The following is a 21,109-nucleotide window of genomic DNA, read 5'->3' on the forward strand; positions in this document are numbered from 1 at the left end:
TGTTATTTCGCAACAGCGCCACAATCGCAAACTCAGAACCGGCTGCCATAAAGGCAACCGCTTCACCATCACTTTACGTAATGTGACTGAACCACTGGATATTTTATGCCGTATTAACGCGGTGCGTGCCGGTGTACCTAATTACTTTGGTGAACAACGCTTTGGTCATGGTGGGCACAACCTTGAAATGGCAAAACGCATGTTTGCCGGAGAGCGTATTCGCGACAAAAAATTACGAGGTTTAGTGATCTCTGCAGCGCGCTCTTATGTGTTTAATGAAATTGTGAGCTTGCGCGTTGCTGAACATGGCCTTGCGAAAACCATGCACCGCGAAGTATTTATGTTAAGTGGCAGCAATGCCTTTTTTGAAGATAACATTAGCGACGATAATATTGCCCGCTTAGCGTCTGGCGATATCGTGATGTCGGCCCCTATGGTTGGTAAAGGTGAAAAAGGCCTTACCGAGGCCGAAAAAACGTGGCTCGAACCTTATCAGTCTTGGATAGCTGGCCTTAGCGAACTTGGTCTTAAAAACGAGCGTAGAATGTTACGCTTGATCCCAGATTCATTAGCGGTTGAAACCCTAGACGAGACAACATTAAAGCTGAGCTTTGGGTTACCAAAAGGGTGTTTTGCCACAGCCTTGTTGCGTGAGCTGGTGGACTATCAAGATGCCAGCCCAAAAGAACAAAAACAAAAGGATGCGTAGATGAAAATTTTATTAAGTAATGATGATGGTGTAAATGCAAAAGGGATCGCAGTTTTATATCAAGCCCTGACCCAAATTGCTGATGTGACACTTGTTGCACCTGATCGTAATTGCAGTGGTGCAAGTAATTCATTGACCTTAATGAATCCACTGCGTGCAACAACCTTAGAAAATGGTTTTATTTCCATTAATGGCACGCCAACTGATTGTGTGCACCTTGGTGTCAATGAGTTAATGGATGAGCAGCCGGATCTTGTGGTTGCAGGCATTAATCATGGTGCCAACCTAGGTGATGATACTTTGTATTCAGGCACTGTTGCTGCTGCAACCGAGGGCCGCCATTTAGGGCTTCCGGCTATCGCCGTATCTTTGTGTTCTAAAGAAGGGAATCATTTTGAAACCGCCGCCGCTGTTGCTGTGAGTATCATTAAAGAATTAGCTTCGCACCCGTTACCAAAAGATCAAATTATCAATCTAAACGTACCTGACGTGCCACTTGTTGAATTAAAAGGCGTGAAAGTAACACGCTTAGGAGCACGCCATAAAGCCGAAACCATGACTAAACAGCAAGATCCATGGGGCCGCGATATATACTGGTATGGTACCTTGGGTGCTGAAAGTGATGCAGGGGAAGGCACTGATTTTTATGCCATTAATAATGGCTACGCATCAGTCACACCACTTAGTGTTGATATGACGGCTAAAGAAAGCCTACAAGCCGTTGATAGCTGGTTAGCAAATATGGAGATTAACGGTGCTGACTAATTATAATCGCAGTGCACTTGCATTAGCTGAATTATTAAAGCGCGAGGGTGTCGAAGACAGTGTCGTGCTAGAGGCAATAGCAACAACGCCTCGCCATATCTTTGTTGATGATGTTTTACAGCATAAAGCCTATCAAAATACCGCATTACCAATTGGTCAAGGGCAAACTATTTCGCAGCCTTACATTGTTGCACGTATGACAGAGTTACTTCGTTTAGCTGGGGTTCGCGATAAAGTGCTTGAGATAGGCACTGGGTCTGGCTACCAAACAGCGATTTTAGCTAAAACCTTCACCAAAGTGTGCTCAGTTGAGCGCATTAAAGCACTACAGTGGCAAGCGAAACGCCGCTTACATAAGCTTGATTTATACAATGTCACCATGAAGCATGGCGATGGCTGGCAAGGATGGCAGTCACAAGCGCCCTTTGAGGGGATCATTGTCACTGCTGCGGCAGCAACAATGCCGCACGGATTACTTGAACAACTTGCTGATGGTGGCGTGATGATTGCACCCATTGGTGAGCAAGATCAGCAATTAATGATGGTTGTTAGAAATGGCGACACATTTACAGAACATAAAGTTGCACCAGTGAGATTTGTACCTTTGGTGCCTGGTGATATTGAATAGGACCTAATACTTTGAAGTTGTTTACTAAGTTATATGATATGGCGCTTGTATGGGCTAAACACCGACATGCTGAGCGTTATTTAGCAGGGATGAGTTTTGCTGAATCTGTTTTTTTTCCGGTGCCGCCTGATGTCATGCTAGCACCGATGTCGCTTGCACAGCCAGATAAAGCATGGCGCTTTGCCAGCTTTACCACCATTGCTTCAGTGATTGGTGGTATTTTAGGTTATTTACTTGGCTTTTGGTTATTCGAACCAGTTGTTGAACCTCTTATTGCGCAAATGGGTTGGCAAGCTAAATTTGATACAGCCTTAAGCTGGTTTGAAAATTACGGTGTTTGGGTGGTTTTCTTAGCTGGATTTTCGCCTATCCCCTATAAGGTATTTACCATAGGCGCAGGTCTAATGCAGATGGCATTTTTGCCATTTTTACTTGCTTCTGCTGTTGGTCGTGGGGCACGTTTCTTTCTTGTTTCGGCACTAATGAAATGGGGTGGAGTTAAAATGGAGCAAAAATTACGTCAATATGTTGAAGCCCTTGGCTGGGGATTGGTTGTTTTAGTGGTGGTTGCGTACTTTTTACTACGATAAGCCATAAAACCATTAGTTAGTACGATAAGGAGCATTTTACGATGAGCAGGCAGATAACAGTCTATGTTACTTTGTTTACTAGTATTTTGCTCTTTGGCTGTACGTCTCGCGAAGCACCCGCTCCGGTCAGTAGTTTAGATAATCATGTAAAGCCGACGACGCGCAAAGTAAATATCACAGGCTCAAAATACACAGTGAAAAAGGGTGATACTTTATATTCAATTGCCTTTAGTTCTCAACGAGATTTTCGAACCCTCGCAAAAATAAACAATATTCCAGCACCTTACACTATCTTTCCCGGCCAACGTATCTTGATTACAAAGCAGGAACAAAAACACAAAAAGGCGAAAAAATATACGAATTCGAGTAAAAAGTCTACTTTTTCCACACAAAAAAATAACAAAAAATTAAAGAAAGAGCTTGATCAGCCAAAACAACGAGAGTATGTTCAGAAACAAGCCAACAAAATAATTAGTGACAAAAACGGTAATTCTAATTCTAAAGTTGTATGGAGCTGGCCGGCTAAGGGCAAGGTCACGCGACGCTTTTCAAATAAAGAAAACGGCTTTAAAGGGTTACAGATCACTAACAAAGAGGGGGCTTCTGTTTTAGCTGCTGCACACGGAACTGTGGTATACGCGGGTAACGCGTTGCGAGGTTACGGTAATTTAATTATTTTGAAACATAATGATGATTACCTAAGTGCTTACGCGCATAATTCAACGTTGCTTGTAAAGGAAAAACAGGAAGTAAAGGCAGGGCAGAAAATAGCAGAAATGGGCAGTTCAGACTCTTCGGTTACGGCTTTGAGATTTGAAATTCGTTATCGGGGTCAAGCAGTCAATCCTGCTAAGTATCTACCTTAGCCATTAGGGTATTGATAAAAGTGATTTAGCTCAATCACATATTTGCTCGGGAGGACGCTTATGGGTCACACAGCAAAACTAGAGAAAACAACTGACGCGATTGACGATAAATTTGATGACACGGTAGTCGAAGATGATGCTTCTGAATTATTAGAAGAAGTTGATAACGAAGAAGATATATTTGCAAAAGACGAAGTTGCTAAAAACTTAGATGCAACCCAGCTGTATTTAGGTGAAATTGGTTTTTCTCCACTGTTAAGTGCAGAAGAAGAAGTATTTTTTGCTCGCAAAGCATTGAAAGGCTGTGAAGCCTCTCGCAAGCGAATGATTGAAAGTAATTTACGTCTAGTAGTGAAAATTGCCCGCCGTTATAACAATCGTGGCCTTGCACTACTTGACCTTATTGAAGAAGGTAATCTAGGCCTTATCCGAGCTGTTGAAAAATTTGACCCAGAACGTGGTTTTCGCTTTTCAACCTATGCAACATGGTGGATCCGTCAAACCATCGAACGCGCCATCATGAACCAAACACGTACAATTCGTTTACCAATTCACGTAGTTAAAGAACTAAATGTGTATTTAAGAACTGCTCGTGAACTAACCCAGAAGTTAGACCACGAACCAACCGCAGAAGAAATTGCAGAGTGCTTAGATAAGCCGGTTGAAGACGTGACTAAAATGCTGCGTTTAAATGAAAAGATAACTTCAGTTGACACTCCTATTGGTGGTGAAAACGATAAAGCTCTGCTTGATATCATAGCCGATGAAAAAGGCTCTGGTCCTGAGGGAGAAGTACAAAATAACGACATTAACAAACACATTGTTGATTGGTTAGGTGAGTTAAACCCTAAACAACGCGAAGTACTCGCTCGACGTTTTGGTTTACTCGGTTATGAGCCATCAACTTTAGAAGATGTTGGTCGTGAAATTGGCTTAACACGTGAGCGTGTAAGACAAATTCAGGTGGAAGCATTACGTCGCTTAAAAGACATATTGCAACATGAAGGTTTAAGCACTGATAGCTTATTTGACCAATTCACCTGATATATAGCAAATTAGACAACAATACATAGGCTTTAGGGTCTAGAACACACAAAAAAGCTGACATTGCGTCAGCTTTTTTTATATCTATGTTATACCTACAGTAAATCTTTTAATTGATACAGTAGTTGGTGTGCTTGTCTTGGCGTTAGGCTGTCTGGATCAAGCTGTTTTAAGGTTAATTCAAGCTCAGACGGTTCATCATCAAAACTTAATGTTTGTTGTTGCTGCTCAATGGGGGCCGTGACAGGTTGGTGGTTTTCGAGCATTTTTAGCTTTTGTTTGGCTTGTTGGATCACCGCTTTTGGAACACCGGCCAAGGCAGCAACTTGTAGTCCAAAGCTTTTGCTTGCTGCGCCTTCAAGCACAGTATGCATAAAGGCAATTGTGTCGTTATGCTCAATGGCATCTAAATGCACATTTACCAACCCTGTTTTTTGCTCGGCCAGCTCTGTTAACTCAAAATAGTGAGTTGCAAATAAGGTTTTAGCGGCAATTTTTGAAGCTAAATAGTCAGCTGTTGCATAGGCTAGCGATAAACCATCATAGGTCGAAGTACCGCGACCAATTTCATCCATTAGCACCAGTGATTGTGCTGTGGCGTTATTTAAAATAGTTGCCGTTTCTGTCATCTCAACCATGAAGGTTGAACGCCCTGATGCTAAATCATCGCTTGCCCCAATACGTGTAAAGATACGGTCAATATTTCCGATTTCAGCACTATCTGCAGGTACATAAGAGCCAATGTGTGCCATTAGCACGATAAGTGCAGTTTGACGCATATAGGTTGATTTACCACCCATATTTGGGCCTGTGATAATCAACATTTTACGGTCGTTATTAAGCTCCACTGGGTTGGCAATAAACGGGTCTTTCATTACCTGTTCAACCACCGGGTGGCGACCTTGTTTAATACTGATGTTATCGTTATCGCACAGTGTTGGCTTAGCATAATTAAGCGCTTGTGCTCGTTCTGCCAAATTGTTTAAAACATCTAAATCAGCCAGTACGGCAGCCATAGTTTGTAACTGTTCAATGTGCGGAGCAATAAATTCGAACAGTTGCTCGTAAAGCTGTTTTTCAAGCGCAAGTGCTTTTGATTGGCTACCGAGTACCTTATCTTCATGCTCTTTTAGCTCGGGGATAATATAACGCTCATTGTTTTTTAGCGTTTGGCGACGAATATAATCTGCAGGCACTAAATGAGAATTGGCGCGGCTTACTTCAATAAAAAAGCCATGCACTTTGTTGTAGCCAATTTTTAAAGTGCTAATGCCAGTGCGCTCTCGCTCACGCTCTTCAAGCTTTTCAAGAATATCGGTTGCACCTTGGCTTAGTGCACGCCATTCATCAAGCTCACTATTATAGCCCGGTGCAATAACGCCACCATCACGAATAAGTACTGGTGGGGTTTCGATTACAGCTCGTTCGAGTAAATCTTGTAGTTCAGGTAACTGTTGCGACTGAGCAATGATTTGGCTAATACGCGGGTCATTAGCATCCGTCAGTAATTCGTGTAGTGGTGCTAGTGCTTGCAGTGCACTACGCAGGCGCGTTAAATCACGCGGTCTTGCGGTACAAAGTGCTAAACGGGCAATGACACGTTCAATGTCACCAATTTGTTTTAACGACTCTTGCAGTTCACCACATAATTGCGCATCAATAATGGCGCTAATAGCGTTGAGTCGAGAGTTGAGCTCTGTTTTACTGCGCACCGGTGTATGAATACGGCGTTTTAATAAGCGTGAACCCATCGCTGTCGCAGTTTTATCAAGTACTTGCGCAAGGGTATTTTCGTAACCGCCTGATAAGTTAACTGTAAGTTCAAGGTTTTTACGGGTTGCTGCATCTAAGATCACTGCATGTTCGTTTTGCTCAAGGGTAATGGCACGAATATGCGGCAGGGCAATGCGCTGCGTATCTTTTACGTATTGCATTAAACAGCCCGCAGCCACTAAAGCGGCATGTGCTTTGTCTACACCAAAACCAACCAAATCTTTAGTGCCAAATTGGTCGCACAGTAAATGCTGCGCAGTATCTAGATCGAATTCCCATTCTGGGCGACGACGTGCACCTTTAATGTGCTCAATTAAGTGCACATTTGCAAAGGTGTCACTATAAAGTAGCTCTGCCGGTGCTAAACGCTGTAATGTTGAGCTAAATGCTTCATCAGTATTAACTTCTAATACATTGAATCGACCAGAGTTTATATCAAGATAGGCAACTCCATATAAGCCTTGCTTGTTTTGCCAAACACTGGTCAGAAGGTTGTCTTGGCGCTCTTGTAGTAACGCTTCGTCAGAAATTGTGCCAGGGGTAACAATACGCACAACTTTACGTTCCACAGGGCCTTTGCTGGTGGCGGGGTCGCCAATTTGCTCGCAAATAGCTACGGATTCACCCATTTGTACAAGGCGAGCTAGGTAGTTTTCAACGGCATGATAAGGCACACCTGCCATTGGTATTGGATCACCACCGGCTTTACCGCGATGAGTTTGAGAAATATCAAGAAGTTGCGCTGCACGTTTAGCGTCATCAAAGAAAAGTTCGTAAAAATCGCCCATACGATAAAACAATAAAATATCCCGATGCTCGGCTTTTATTTTTAGATACTGCTGCATCATAGGGGTTTGTTGTTTTATAGTGTGCGGTGCATAAAGATCAAACGACATGTATTTACCCAAAGGCTGAATATGGAATTACATCAAGAGATTAAAACACTTGCTGCGAAATTAGGAGCTATTTTAACGGATAAACGCTTATGGATCACTACCGCAGAATCATGCACTGGTGGTGGCGTTAGTTATGCGTTAACTGATACCCCCGGCAGTTCGAATTATATTGACCGTGCGTTTGTTACTTATAGCAATCAAGCAAAACAGCAATTAATAGGTGTTAGTGAGCAAACATTAAACAATTTTGGTGCTGTCAGTGAGCAAACCGTGCTTGAAATGGCATCGGGTGCTGCAAAAGCTGCAAACGCAGATATTGCAATTGCTATCTCAGGGATTGCAGGCCCCGGTGGTGGAACACTGGATAAACCTGTAGGGCTGGTATGGTTTTGTATTCATTTTGCCGGAAAAAACTACCCAAGCGAACAGGTTTTCTCAGGAGATAGAGCTGAAGTTAGATTGCAAGCTATTGTTTATTCATTAAAAATTGTAATTGAATTGATAAAATCAGAAAATTAGCTTGATACTGTGATTTCATACAGTATACTGTCTGCATTAGCCGGATTTGGAGAACAGAATGAACGATAACAAACAAAAAGCCTTAGATGCTGCTTTATCACAAATTGAGCGTCAATTTGGTAAAGGCTCAATTATGAAACTGGGCGACAACAAAGCCCTAGACATTGAAGCTATCTCAACAGGTTCACTAGGTATCGATATCGCATTAGGTATTGGTGGTTTACCTACGGGCCGTATTGTTGAAGTGTATGGTCCTGAATCATCAGGTAAAACAACGCTTACTTTACAAGTTATCGCTGAAGCTCAAAAGCAAGGTAAAACCTGTGCATTCGTAGATGCTGAGCACGCTCTGGATCCTGTATACGCTCAAAAACTGGGTGTAAACATTGACGAATTACTTGTTTCTCAACCAGATACTGGTGAGCAAGCATTAGAAATTTGTGACATGTTAGTTCGTTCAAGTGCTGTTGATGTTGTGATTGTCGACTCGGTAGCTGCTTTAACACCTAAAGCTGAAATCGAAGGCGACATGGGTGATTCACACATGGGCCTACAAGCTCGCTTAATGTCACAAGCACTACGTAAGCTTACAGGTAACATCAAGCGTTCAAATACGCTGTGTATTTTCATCAACCAAATCCGTATGAAAATTGGTGTTATGTTTGGTAACCCAGAAACAACAACCGGTGGTAACGCGCTTAAATTCTACGCTTCAGTACGTATTGATATTCGTCGTATTGGTTCAGTAAAAGAAGGCGACGAGGTTGTTGGTAACGAAACCCGCGTGAAAGTTGTTAAGAACAAGGTTGCGCCGCCGTTTAAACAAGCTGAATTTATCATCATGTATGGTGAAGGTATTTCTAAGCAAGGTGAGCTAATCGACTTAGGTGTTAAGCATAAGATTGTTGAAAAATCAGGTGCTTGGTACAGCTACAATGGCAATAAAGTTGGTCAAGGTAAGGCAAACTCAATTAAGTTCTTAAAAGACAACCCAGAGATCGCAGATGAGATCGAAGGTAAGTTACGTGAGATGCTATTACTACAGGCAACTGTACAACCAGAAGATGGTGAAGATGCAGGCCTAATAGCTGAAGACGAGCTATAAACACCACTAAAGAGTACAGTTAAGCGTGATTTGACCCGCACTTAACACAAAAAAGACCGCTACACAGTTAGCGGTTTTTTTATGGGTGAAAGTTAGAAGGGGAAAGTTAGCAAGGGGAAAGTTAGCAAGGGGAAAGTTAGAAAGGGGAAAGTTAGAAAGGGGAAAGTTGGCAAGAGTAAACGAGAGTAAAGTTAGCGAGAGTAAAGCGTTTTGACGCGGGGTAAACCGCAGTTACAGGAGCAGGCGGTAGTTTGTAGCAGCGATTTTATATCGCGTTTAATCACTAAATTGTTGGTGGTACTCAATGGTTTCGTGTCGATTGAAGCTGTCAGAACACTCGATAGTTCCTGTAACTTTCCCCTTGCTAACTTTACTCTTGCAACTATTACATGAAAAAGCCGCATATAATGCGGCTTTTCATGTGCTTAAAGCTTAAAACTTACAGCTTCTAGCTCAAGCTCAAGCTTAAAGCTGCCAGTTGAAAGACACTGAGTAGTTACGCGGTGCGCCGTAATAACCTTGAGCCCAGAAAAGACTGTGGATGTACTTTTCGTTGGTCACGTTATTAACGTTCAAGTTAACGCTCATATTGTCATTAATATCGTACGTTGCCATTAGGTTTAATAGGCCGTACGCATCTTGCGTTGTGGTGATAAGTGCAGCATTTGTTGCCGCATCACGCACTTGTACGCGCTTTGTGTCGTCTTGCCAACGATAGTTTAAGCCAAAGGTTAAACCATCAATCTCAGGCACTTTATGAGTTACAGCAAGTTTGAACTGGTTTTCAGGTGTGTAGTCTTTGACTAACTCATCACCATCAATGTTTAGATTACTGTAGCTGAAGCTTGCACTTAGTGTTTCGTTGATTTGACCACTAAGTTCTACTTCAATACCGTCGCTGTTAATGCCATCTGCGCCATAGTAGCGAGTGTCATCAGGTAATGAATCAGGGATAGCAACAGCAAGGCCAACTTGTTTAGCGTCAAAGTAAGCAACTGTTACAAATAAGTCGTCATCAAGTAGCTGTGCTTTCACACCAACTTCGCTGCTTTTACCTGTGATTGGATCTAAGTAATCACCATTGATGTCACGCTCTGTTTGCGGTACGAAGGTTTCTGTGTAGCTTGCGTAAGTTGAGAAGTTTTCGTTGATATCATACACAGCACCGAAGTAAGGCACAGTTTGGTCGCTATCTTTGTCTTTTGCAACGCCGTAAGAGGCACCTTCAGTTTCCCAGTTTACTTGGCTTACACCAGCTAAAATACTGAAAGCATCTGTGGCACGGATACGTGTTGAAATATACGCAGAACGTTGACGGCTGGTGATATCAGCACCTGTTAAACCATCAGTAAGTGTTGGCACTGGCGCAACACCATTCCACCCACCTAGCTCCGGCATTGCAGGGAAACCATTACCAGTCGTGTAGTCATAGAGTGATTTATCTTTGTAATCTATATCTGCTTGGTTTACGCCAAAAGATAGGTCATGTTCCATACCAAATAAATCAAATTTACCCGTTGCGTAAATATCTAAAATGTCGTGCTTATCTTTGTGGTCATATTCACTTGCGTAACCTGTTAAGCCAAGACCTGTTTCTCTGTCTGGGGTACCGTAAACATAGAAAAGTTCTGAGTCTTGCTCATTTTCTAAGTGTGCGTAGCTTGCTTTTAAGAACCAAGTATTGGTAATTGCTTGCTCAATTGATAAAAACAACTGCTCTGTTGTGTTATTCCAGTATGACCAATCAGACGCTGTGCTGGTTGAGGTATCAAAGTTTGTTGCTGTACCATCGCTATAATAAAGCGGTAGCGCGCCCCAAAGTGGGCTGTCGGCATCTTTCTTTTGATTTACATAGTTAGCAGTTACAACTGTGCTATCAGTAAGCTGACCTTCGTAGGCTAGGTAATAAATTGTTTTATCTTGCTCGTAACGGTCAAGGTATGACTCTGTTTTGTGCTTGGTGAATACAGCACGCACTGCATGGTTTTCGTTGATAGCAGTTGATGCATCAAGCTCTAGACGTTTGTTATCCCATGAACCATACGATACAGATGCATTTACTTGTGTTTGGTAAGTAGGGCGCTTTAGAACCATGTTGACGGTTGCAGATGGGTTACCAGCACCTGTCATTAAACCGTTGGCACCACGTACAATTTCAACACTATCAAAAATAGAGGTATCTAGAGTACCTTGGATTGAACCGTTATCTTGTGGCATACCCATGCCATTAACTTGGAAGTTAGTGATCTCAAAACCACGGGCTTTAAAATAAGTACGGTCAGTTTCGATTTGTTCAACAGTCACACCAGGGGTGCTTTCTAATACGGCATTTAGGTTATCGAGGGAGAAATCATCCATTAATGCACGTGAAACAACAGAGATTGACTGTGGTGTTTCTTTAATTGTTAGTCCTAACTTAGTTGCTGACTGTGCTTCTTCGGTGATGTAATTTTTATGATGCTGGCCATAAACAGCTATTTTTTCAATAGCTTGTTCTTCTTTTTGTTGTTCAGCTAAAGCGTGTCCACTAAGTAGTGCTGAGGTCACTAGGCTTAACTGCGATAAGCGCAAAAATTTTGTTGATGACATGCAAAGTTCCAATTAGTTCAATTAATAATGAAATTAACGCGTAATCTAAACTAAATGAGAACGATTTGCAATTAAGTTTTTGTAGGGCTTGAAATGTTTTTAAAAATGCAACGCAGGAGAATCTAAACGCTTGATAAAAAAAAGCGGCCGAAGCCGCTTCAGGAAGTAAAACTTTTAACTTTAAAACACGTATTTTGCAGAAAATTGCAGACGATCCATATCGCCATCAGTGCCACTTTCAAGCTCACGTTCTGCATGTTTGAATTCAACCCCAAAAGTCAATTTTTTAACTGGTGAATACAATAGGTTAGCGCTAAAGCTTTGGCTTGTCTTTGTTGGGTCTATGGACATAGCTAATAAGTCGGTATTGTTATCAGCAGAGAAGAATGAATACAGGAAGGTTGAGCGCCATTGGCTGCTCCAGTTTTGTTGATAAGCAATAAAGCCAGATGTTGAATCAATCGCATCTAGATCATCGCCATCAAGTACTGCACCATGAGCAACATTTAAACCAACATAGCGGCCTAAACCAGAGCCTTGTGTAAGCATAAATTTAAGATTATTTTCACCAAAATTTACTTTACCTGATGCGCTGATACCAAACGATGATGTATCCGCATCAATGCCATTTTGTTTATAAGTAAGCTGGCGTGCCAGACCTGTTACAACAAGCTCACCCCAATCAGCCTTATGGGCATAACGTGCTGTAAAGTCAGGCATTGAAGCATCATCAGTCGCCACACGAGCACCACCTACAGTGACTGTGCTTTCAGGGTTTTCAACAGAGAATGACCAGTTACCTGTTGTATAGCGAATTTGTGCTTGGCGAGCAAACACAGTACCTTCTGCTGGGCCAACAAAGTCTAAGGTTTCAGGAAGGGCACCAACGTTTTGGAAGTTTGACCAAGCTTGACCAAATAACCATCCATCATAAGTTACAAATGCTTGGCGTATACGCGGTGCATAAGAGTTTGTAACACGCTCATTTCCACCTGGTGCAGAAGCAAGGAAATCGATTTCTATTTTGGTTTTAATTGTTTTCCCATCATCTAATTTAGTTGCTGTGCCTAGGCTAAATCGAGACTGGCGAGCATGCATATCAAAGACAGCATCACTGTCGCTGTCTGCGCCCACGGGTGTTGTACTTGGGACATAGAAGTCACGGCCAATGCTGCCACCGGCTGGTACACCTGCAGAGTAATCACTCCACATCGCATCTAGTTTTACATAGCCACCATAAGAAACGTCGGTGTTACCAATGGTTGCAGCGTTAGCGGTACCTGCAAGTGCACATAAAACAGCCGAAGCTGTCAGTGTTTTTAATGCGGTTACTTTTGTTGTTGTCATAATGTGTATTCCTGTCGAAGCTACTTGTTGATTGCATTAATGTTGTTGTATCACTGTTGTTTAAGAAATGACTTCTCTCAATTATCTATTGGTCTATTAGACTAAGGTGGTAATCGACTCAAAATCGCTTACCTGCGAACATTGGACTAGATTATAGAAGGCGATTTCGAAGTTTTTTGTGAAATGACAAGATATACAACTAAGGTCTAATACTTTCAGGGGCTTTGCTGAGTGATCCTTGAGGCAGGCCGAAGGCAAGTAATTAAAATGGAGACGACAACAATGTCAGAAAGTATCTATCCAGTACCAGCGCATATCAAGAATGCAGCATTAGTTGATAACGATAAATATAATACAATGTATAAGCAATCTATCGATGACCCTGAAGGATTTTGGCGAGAGCACGGTAAACGCCTTGATTGGTCAACTCCTTATAATAAAGTAAAGAACACCTCATTCGACAAAGGCCACATCAGCATCCGCTGGTATGAAGACGGCCAACTTAACGCTTCATATAACTGTATTGACCGCCACCTTGCTACTAAAGCAGATAAAACAGCCCTTATTTGGGAAGGTGACAACCCTGAACACAGCGAAAATATCAGCTACCAACAACTTCACGACGAAGTAGCAAAATTGGCAAATGGCCTTAAAAAGTTAGGCGTATCAAAAGGTGATCGCGTTGCTATTTACATGCCTATGACACCGCAAGCTATTTACGCTATGCAAGCATGTGCGCGTATTGGTGCGATTCATTCTGTGGTATTTGGTGGTTTCTCTCCATCAGCGATTGCTGACCGAATTAATGACTCAGGCGCTAAAGTGGTAATTACTTCAGACGAAGGTCGCCGTGCTGGCAACTGTGTACCACTTAAAGCAAATGTTGATGAAGCGGTATCACAAGACTCAGTAACTACGGTTGAACACGTTATTGTGCATCAGTTAACCGGTGGCGAAGTTGAGTGGAATAGCCACGATATTTGGTGGCATGAACTTGTCGCTGACCTACCTGCTGAGTGTGAACCAGAGCCAATGAATGCAGAAGATCCGCTTTTCATTCTTTATACCTCTGGCTCAACAGGTCAACCAAAAGGGGTGGTTCATACTACCGGTGGTTACCTCGTTTATGCATCAATGACACATGAATACGTGTTTGACTTAAAAGAAGACGATATCTTCTGGTGTAGCGCTGATGTGGGCTGGATCACAGGTCACAGCTACATTGCCTATGGCCCATTAGTAAACGGCTGTACGCAAGTGGTTTTTGAAGGTGTACCAACGTATCCAACGGCTGGTCGTATGGGTGAAGTGATTGATAAGCACAACGTGACTATCCTTTACACTGCACCAACAGCTATCCGTGCTTTAATGGCGAAAGGTGATGAGCCAACAGCTACCTCAACACGTAAAAGTTTACGTATCATGGGTTCAGTGGGTGAGCCGATTAACCCTGAAGCGTGGGCTTGGTATTACGAGCACATTGGTAACGAAAACTGCCCAATTGTAGATACGTGGTGGCAAACAGAAACTGGTGGCATCATGATCACACCGTTACCAGGTGCGACAGATATGAAACCAGGTTCAGCAACTCGTCCTTTCTTTGGTATTGCACCGGCACTTTTTGATGCTGAAGGTAATACATTAGAAGGTGCAGTTGATGGCAACCTTGTTATTTTAGATAGCTGGCCGTCACAAGCTCGTACAGTTTATGGTGACCATGAACGCTTTGAACAAACCTATTTCTCAGCTTACCCTGGTGTGTACTTCACAGGTGATGGTTGTCGCCGTGATGAAGATGGTTACTACTGGATCACTGGCCGTGTGGACGATGTACTTAATGTATCAGGCCACCGCCTAGGTACGGCAGAAATTGAAAGTGCATTGGTTGCTCACGAAGCTGTAGCAGAAGCTGCTGTAGTTGGTTATCCGCATGACATTAAGGGTCAGGGCATTTATGTTTACATCACACCAAATGAGGGTGTTGTAGTCAGCGATGAACTAACAAAAGAAGTGCGTAACTGGGTTCGTAAAGAACTAAGCCCAATTGCTTCACCAGATATGATCCAATGGTCTCCGGGTCTACCGAAAACACGTTCTGGTAAGATCATGCGTCGAATTTTACGTAAAATTGCGGCAAATGAGCATCAACAGCTAGGTGATACATCAACTCTTGCCGATCCAAGTGTGGTAGATGAACTAATCGAAAACCGATTAAATCGTTAAAATCACGTTAAAAACTTGATTAGAAGTTGATTCTAAACGTAGTATATCGGCTGTCACTTAGAAATAGGTGTCAGCCGAATTTATTAGGAGTGAACCATGAGTCAGTTTTTAATAGCGGACGATCATCCGTTATTTCGTGAAGCGCTGAAAGGGGCATTAAGTGCTAAGTTCGCTGATTTAGAAGTGTTTGAATCGGAAAACTTTGAGACCACTTTACAGGTGTTAAACGAACAAGAAGATCTTGATATCTTACTACTAGACCTTCACATGCCAGGCAATGGCGATTTATACGGCCTTATTCGCATTCGCGAAGATTATCCTAGCTTACCAATTGCTGTTGTTTCTGGCAGCGAAGATATTAACGTTGTCTCTAAAGTAATGGCCTATGGTGCAATGGGATTCATTCCAAAATCATCATCGTCAGATGATATTGCCATGGCAATCAACCACATTCTTGAGGGTGATGTGTGGCTACCATCAGAATTAAAAGATAAAGTCTCTGATGTTGATGGCGAAGATAAAGAAATTGCCGCTCAAGTCGCATCGCTTACGCCACAGCAATATAAAGTTTTACAATACTTACACGAAGGCTTGTTAAACAAACAGATTGCTTACGAGTTACATATTTCTGAAGCGACAGTGAAAGCACACATTACAGCAATTTTTAGAAAGCTAGGTGTGTATAACCGTACTCAAGCGGTATTAATTGCCTCTAAATTACAACTAGAGCCTATTGAGTCGGCATAACAAAAGATAATAACAACAATAAAGAGGCCATACAGCCTCTTCATTTTATTGCTTAAGCGAACACCACGGTTCGATTTCCATTGATAAACAGTTTATGTTCAGACGCGAGTTGCAGCGCTTTGCAAAACACCGTTTTCTCAACATCTTTCCCCATTTTTGCCATCATCTCAGCGGTATCCGCATGGCTAACATGTGTCACATCTTGTAGAATAATTGGCCCTTCATCAAGCTCATTATTAACAAAGTGAGCGGTCGCACCAATTATTTTTACACCGCGCTCAAATGCCTGATGGTAAGGCTTTGCACCAATAAAGGCAGGCAAAAACGAATGGTGAATATTAATAATCTTACCTTCAAAGCGCGCCACAAATTCAGGGCTTAAAATACGCATATATTTAGCAAGGCCGATAATGTCAGGCTGATAGCTGGCAATTAAATCACCGACTTGTTGATCATGCTCAGCACGGCTTAAACCTTCGTGCGATACTACATGAAACGGCACGCCAAAGCCTGCAGCCAGTGGCGCTAAATCTGCATAGTTGGCTATCACAGCCAGTACTTCGATGTTTAATGCTTTTTCGAATTGCTTAAGTAATACACCACCTAAACAATGTGCTTCTTTGGTGGCAAGCAATACCACTTTGGTTTTTTCACTGCTATGCAGCGCAAGCTCTGCGCCATCAGGAAGTAGCTCAGCAAGGCTTGGTAAAAAATCATCTGAAATAACGCCGCTTAACTCTGTACGCATAAAAAAGCGTTTAGCGTCTTTATCTACAAATTCGTTATTACGTGTAATGTTTAAATTATGCTGATGACAAAGACCGGTGATCTTGGCAATTAGACCAACATCATCATCGCATTGTGTGGTTAAAATCGTGTTCATAGTCCTCATTCTAATCCCGTTTGTGTGAGCCTCATTATTTGCTAATTTTTTAGCGCTGCATAGCGCAAATTGAACTATCTAATAATTTATCTGACTTCATTGTCTAACGTTACAAAATGTAATCATTATTTACTTTTCGTGTAAAAGTAAGCTGCTTTCACTATAAATGTGATTTTCTGTCCATAATTATGATTAATTGAGTGCCTTTCTATACCTTTTTCTACACTTTTTAACCTTAACGTAAGCAACTGTAAGTGAAGGTAATCGTTTGTAAAACATAGAATTTTATTGCTTTAGTTGAGTCAAAGTAGATTATTACAAACAATAAGGAATAAACTCCATGAAAAGTACTCTGCTTAAAACAATTGTTGCCACAAGTTTGCTTTCGGTGCTGGCTGCCTGTTCTAGTGACGACAGCAGTAATAGCAACAGCGGCTATGTGCAACTGTACAATGGCTCTTATAATAGCCCCTATACACGTTTATTTGTTGATGACACTGAACGTTCGGGCGCAGATTTTGGTGATGTATCAACCCGCCATAATTACAGCTCGGGTGAGTATGAGCTGAGTTTTCAGTATGTTGATGTCAACGATAGCTATATCACTATTGATGAAGAAACCATTAAAATTAAAGACGATCAAACCCAGTTGCTAGTAATGAATGGTGATTTTGCTGAGCCAACATTTACTGAGCTAAGTGTGCCATCTTCAAGCGATGAAGATGAGTTTAATGTTGGCTTTTTTAATATCGTCGGCGAAGACAATATTTACGACGTTTACATTGCTACTGATGACGGGTTATTTGATACCGCAGAGTTACTGATGACTTCGCAGTACCTGGTAGAGCCAGAACTATCTACGCTTGAGGAGGGTTATTACACTATTTATGTCACTGCCAGTGGTAGCACTGATGTGATTTTTGAATCACCAAAATTGTATTTTAATGATGAAGCAACTTACATGGCGATGATCCGCCCAAGTTATGCAACAGAAGAAGACGGCATTACCCTTGATGTAGTGACGGCAAGTAGCTCGGTGACTCAACTAAACCACCAAGACGCACAAGGCCAGTTGCGATTTATTAATACTATTGATGATTACACACAAACCCAATTTAAAGTAACCAGAGGAACAACGTCTACCAATACCGAAGTTGTAAGCAACGATAGTTACTCTGAATACATGAGTATGTCACCAAATAGTTACAGCGTAGCCATGTTAGATGAGGCTGGCGACAAGATTGTTGATAACTTCTTAATGACATTAGAGCGTGAGCAAAGTGCGGTTGGTCTATTCTACAATGACAAAGACTACGGCCCTCGTATGATGACCATTGAAGAAAACCTAACACCTAGCAGCTATAGCCACACAGTTACTGTGGTTAATTTAATTGATAACTATGCAGGGCAACAGATTGACGAAGTCGATGTGTATTTCACTCTCAATGGTGAAACCGTTGATGATACTAGTAATGTCGTTGAAGGTTTAGATCAATACGACCAAAAAGAGCAGGTGGTTGATAACGAAGTTTATACAACCTATGTGGTGTTTGAAGACAACGGCCAGCAGATTGTGCTATTGCAACAAAGCGACATGGATTTTACCGAAGAAGGTAACTATATCTTGGTGATTGAACATGATGAAACCACTGATTCAGGTTACAAAATGACCTTAGAGCGAACGGTGACTGAGCTGTCTTAATTGGCTTGAACGCAATATCGTTGTTTCTTTACTCTTGCTAAGTGTTTATTATATAAACAATTAAGGTTTTTGCTTTTTTGTTTAAAGCGTACACATGGAGTGAGTATGGACGACGGTATTGCGTTACTAGTATTACTAGCACTAGTTGTTGTAGGTGGCTCAATTGCTGGCATTATTGCCTTTTTTCAACTCTCTAGTTTGAAGCGTGAAGTAGCTGCTCTTCGAGTAGAACTTAACGCGACCTATATCCATAATCCACAAGCAACTATTGTAAATTCGTTTGATAATTTAAACGAAGCTCTGACCGACACTTCAAAACGAGAACCAAAGCCTGAAGCCATCAATAAGCCAACTGAGGCAATGGCTAAAAAGCCACAGCAAACGAAACCCAAGCCTGCAACTTTTAATCCGCTAGTTAGCCAACTAGTTACACAAATCAAAGCCAATTGGCTAACTTGGGTAGGAGCGGTTGCACTTGCCTTTGGTGGTATCTTTTTGGCCCGCTATTCACTTGAAGCCGGTTTATTATCCGAAACCATGCGACTCATACTTGGCGCTATTTTTGGCCTGAGTTTAATTGTTACAGCTGAGGTTTTACATCGTAAAGGTATTACCTTTGAAGGATTTAGCAACTATATTCCCGCGGCGCTGGCAAGTGGCGGCTTTATTAGTTTGTTTGCATTGACCTTGCTGGCCTACAGTCATTACGGCTTACTACAAGCCTTACCAGCATTTAGCATTTTAACCTTGGTTTCTTTGGCTGCAAGCTGGATGGCATTACGTTTTGGCCCCGTGCTGGCTGTAATTGGTATTATTGGCGCTTACAGTGTGCCTTTATGGGTAGATACTGGGAGTAATGACTTTATTGCACTCCTTACTTATGTTGCTTTTGTCAGTGTATCAGCTTCGCTAGTCGCACATTACGTAAAACGGCATTGGCTGTGGTATTTGTTATGGGCGGGGCATTTAGGCTGGTATTGCTTAGTTGCAATGAGTGCAACTAAAAACCTACACTGGTTTATTAACCTTTATGCGCTGTTTAGCATTGTATTGTTAATTGCGATTCCACGTTTAGGGCTAAGTATTAAACAAGTTGAATACCGCCCACACCGCTTTAAAACACTTCTGAAACAACTGCCCGACAACCCTCTGTTATTAGCAGTTGTCATGCCACTTTATCTTTTACTCATTAGCCATAATGATCTGCTTACTTGGCAGCTTAGTATGTTGTCGTTAGTGGCTTTACTGTTGTTTTTGGTATTAAAAAACAGTGCATGGGATCACTGGCTGATAATTGCTGTAGTGAGTGTGGTGTGTTTGCTAACAGGGCAATACAATACTGTTGATTACTCTGAGCAGCTTTTTGTTTTTAGACAAAATTACGGAGCAGGGCTGTTTTTTATTGCTTTGTTTGCTGGTTATGGTTTTTTGTTTGGTCGTAAATACCCTAAACGCTTTGGCTTTACCTTACTCGCTTCACTTTCAGGCTTTGTGATTATTAGTTGCTTATATGTCATCACTCCTGATCATGCCTTAATGACGGCATACCCGGTTTGGTGCTTTGTATTACTGGCACTGTCTTCTTGGTTATTTAAGTTATCAATTAATAGCACGAATCCAATGCAGGTATTTAGTTACTGGCTTGGCGGTAATGCCAATATTAGTTTGGCGTTAACCATGCTTCTTGAAGGGAGTAGCTTAACCTTGGCACTCGCTGCGCAAGTGTTGTTGATCAGTTTTTATGTCAATAAACATGCACTCAGTATTCCGACTTGGCCGCTAAAAGGTTTAGTTGGTGCTTTACTTGTTAGGTTAAGTTTTGCACCTTGGTCAGCTGATTACAGTGATGCGCTATTACTTGGTGTGCACTGGAGTTTAGTTGTTTACCCTGTGTCTGCTTGCTTATTTTACTTGGCAGCAAGACACTGGCAGCAGCAATCTGTTCGGGTGTGGCTAGAAGGTGCTACGCTTCATTGTATCGCTTTATTCGTTACCACAGAGACGAGCTATCAGTTAGTGGGGCACTATCCTGATTTTGAGAACTTGTCTGTGTATGAGCATATTTTATTAACCTGTAACTGGGGCATATTGGGCTGTGTTTACCTGATGCGTTCACGTTTTACTGCGCAATTAGCTAAGCTCTATCAAGTGGCAGGTTTTGCGTTATTAGCATTAAGCGGATTGTTAGTTCTGAAAAGCTTTACCGCTGTAAATCCGTTTTTTGAGCCGATAAATATTGGCAGTTGGCCGATTATTAATTGGCTACTATTACTTTGGTTAGTTCCAGCCATAATTGCAATTTGGGCAAGCCAGCTGACAAAATCTCAGCGCTTTTTGCATAAGTTTTTTAGTGCATTTGCAGGTGTGATGAGTGTTTTATATATCAATGCGGAAATTCGCCACAACTGGCAAGGGGAGTATATAAATCTTGCTTTACCGACCTCAGATGCAGAGCTGTATAGCTACTCTTTAGTTTGGCTTATTATTGGTGCTTTGGTGGTCGTGGCGGGGCAGTTAAAAACTATTACGGTTTTACAAAAGCTAGGCCTTGGTTTATTAGCGCTGGTGGTGTTAAAAGTGTTTCTGATAGATATGGCAAACTTAACCGGATTATTACGTGCTATTTCGTTTATCGGCTTAGGCTTGTCGTTAGTTGCACTTAGTTGGTTGTTCCAAAAATTTAAGGCAAAGCCTACTGCTTTGCCTTAAATAAAGGGAATGCA

The 21,109-nt window shown here is 41.9% G+C and carries 16 protein-coding genes; 12 read left to right on the top strand and 4 right to left on the bottom strand.

Features of this window, described 5'->3' with window-relative positions; translation table 11 throughout:
- From truD to rpoS, 6 genes are all read left to right on the top strand, one after another.
- Window positions 1–709 (top strand): tRNA pseudouridine(13) synthase TruD (truD, locus tag L1267_RS14395; protein ID WP_235383247.1); only part of this gene is annotated, 709 nt, incomplete at its 5' end.
- Window positions 710–1,474, top strand: coding sequence for a 5'/3'-nucleotidase SurE (gene surE / locus L1267_RS14400; RefSeq protein ID WP_135926015.1), 765 nt, complete (start codon window positions 710–712; stop codon window positions 1,472–1,474).
- Window positions 1,464–2,102 carry a protein-L-isoaspartate(D-aspartate) O-methyltransferase gene (locus tag L1267_RS14405; protein WP_135926014.1) on the top strand — a complete coding sequence of 213 codons (639 nt, stop codon included), beginning with the start codon at window positions 1,464–1,466 and terminating at the stop codon, window positions 2,100–2,102. Before surE ends, L1267_RS14405 begins: the two co-directional genes overlap by 11 nt.
- Before the next feature lie 11 nt (window positions 2,103–2,113).
- Complete coding sequence (locus tag L1267_RS14410; protein ID WP_135926013.1) at window positions 2,114–2,692, top strand: YqaA family protein; 579 nt, start codon at window positions 2,114–2,116, stop codon at window positions 2,690–2,692.
- A gap of 41 nt (window positions 2,693–2,733) precedes the next feature.
- Entirely contained in the window at window positions 2,734–3,558 is an 825-nt protein-coding gene (locus tag L1267_RS14415) for a peptidoglycan DD-metalloendopeptidase family protein (protein ID WP_138558393.1), read from the top strand.
- Window positions 3,559–3,618: 60 nt separating this feature from the next.
- Window positions 3,619–4,602, top strand: coding sequence for an RNA polymerase sigma factor RpoS (gene rpoS, locus L1267_RS14420; RefSeq protein ID WP_135926011.1), 984 nt, complete (start codon window positions 3,619–3,621; stop codon window positions 4,600–4,602).
- 95 nt (window positions 4,603–4,697) lie between these two features.
- On the opposite strand, the gene mutS is transcribed toward rpoS, so the two are convergent.
- Window positions 4,698–7,271: a DNA mismatch repair protein MutS gene (gene mutS / locus L1267_RS14425; protein ID WP_235383248.1), complete on the bottom strand. Its 2,574-nt coding sequence runs from the start codon at window positions 7,269–7,271 to the stop codon at window positions 4,698–4,700.
- 21 nt (window positions 7,272–7,292) lie between these two features.
- Between mutS and L1267_RS14430 the strand changes: the two genes are divergently transcribed.
- Window positions 7,293–7,790, top strand: coding sequence for a CinA family protein (locus L1267_RS14430; RefSeq protein WP_235383249.1), 498 nt, complete (start codon window positions 7,293–7,295; stop codon window positions 7,788–7,790).
- Window positions 7,791–7,848: 58 nt separating this feature from the next.
- Window positions 7,849–8,895, top strand: coding sequence for a recombinase RecA (gene recA / locus L1267_RS14435; protein ID WP_135926008.1), 1,047 nt, complete (start codon window positions 7,849–7,851; stop codon window positions 8,893–8,895).
- Between the two features lie 465 nt (window positions 8,896–9,360).
- Here recA and L1267_RS14440 read toward each other — a convergent pair whose 3' ends face one another.
- Both L1267_RS14440 and L1267_RS14445 read right to left on the bottom strand, forming a co-directional pair.
- Window positions 9,361–11,484, bottom strand: coding sequence for a TonB-dependent siderophore receptor (locus L1267_RS14440; protein ID WP_235383250.1), 2,124 nt, complete (start codon window positions 11,482–11,484; stop codon window positions 9,361–9,363).
- Window positions 11,485–11,664: 180 nt separating this feature from the next.
- A complete protein-coding gene (locus L1267_RS14445; RefSeq protein ID WP_135926006.1) occupies window positions 11,665–12,831 on the bottom strand; it encodes a DcaP family trimeric outer membrane transporter in 1,167 nt (388 codons plus the stop codon).
- A 282-nt stretch (window positions 12,832–13,113) separates the two neighbouring features.
- Between L1267_RS14445 and acs the strand changes: the two genes are divergently transcribed.
- Together acs and L1267_RS14455 are read left to right on the top strand one after the other, a co-directional pair.
- Window positions 13,114–15,054 (top strand): acetate--CoA ligase, encoded by a 1,941-nt coding sequence (acs, locus tag L1267_RS14450; RefSeq protein ID WP_235383251.1) that lies wholly within the window; start codon window positions 13,114–13,116, stop codon window positions 15,052–15,054.
- Between the two features lie 96 nt (window positions 15,055–15,150).
- On the top strand, window positions 15,151–15,801 hold the full coding sequence (locus tag L1267_RS14455; RefSeq protein WP_135926004.1) for a response regulator transcription factor: 651 nt from the start codon (window positions 15,151–15,153) through the stop codon (window positions 15,799–15,801).
- Window positions 15,802–15,853: 52 nt separating this feature from the next.
- Here L1267_RS14455 and purU read toward each other — a convergent pair whose 3' ends face one another.
- Window positions 15,854–16,684, bottom strand: coding sequence for a formyltetrahydrofolate deformylase (purU, locus tag L1267_RS14460; RefSeq protein WP_055021009.1), 831 nt, complete (start codon window positions 16,682–16,684; stop codon window positions 15,854–15,856).
- A gap of 340 nt (window positions 16,685–17,024) precedes the next feature.
- On the opposite strand from purU, the gene L1267_RS14465 reads away from it, so the two are divergent.
- Together L1267_RS14465 and L1267_RS14470 are read left to right on the top strand one after the other, a co-directional pair.
- Window positions 17,025–18,386: a hypothetical protein gene (locus L1267_RS14465; RefSeq protein ID WP_235383252.1), complete on the top strand. Its 1,362-nt coding sequence runs from the start codon at window positions 17,025–17,027 to the stop codon at window positions 18,384–18,386.
- Window positions 18,387–18,491: 105 nt separating this feature from the next.
- Window positions 18,492–21,095 carry a DUF2339 domain-containing protein gene (locus L1267_RS14470; protein WP_235383253.1) on the top strand — a complete coding sequence of 868 codons (2,604 nt, stop codon included), beginning with the start codon at window positions 18,492–18,494 and terminating at the stop codon, window positions 21,093–21,095.
- Window positions 21,096–21,109: the final 14 nt, after the last annotated feature.

This window comes from Pseudoalteromonas sp. OFAV1, assembly GCF_021532595.1.
Taxonomy (GTDB): Bacteria; Pseudomonadota; Gammaproteobacteria; order Enterobacterales; family Alteromonadaceae; genus Pseudoalteromonas; species Pseudoalteromonas lipolytica_C.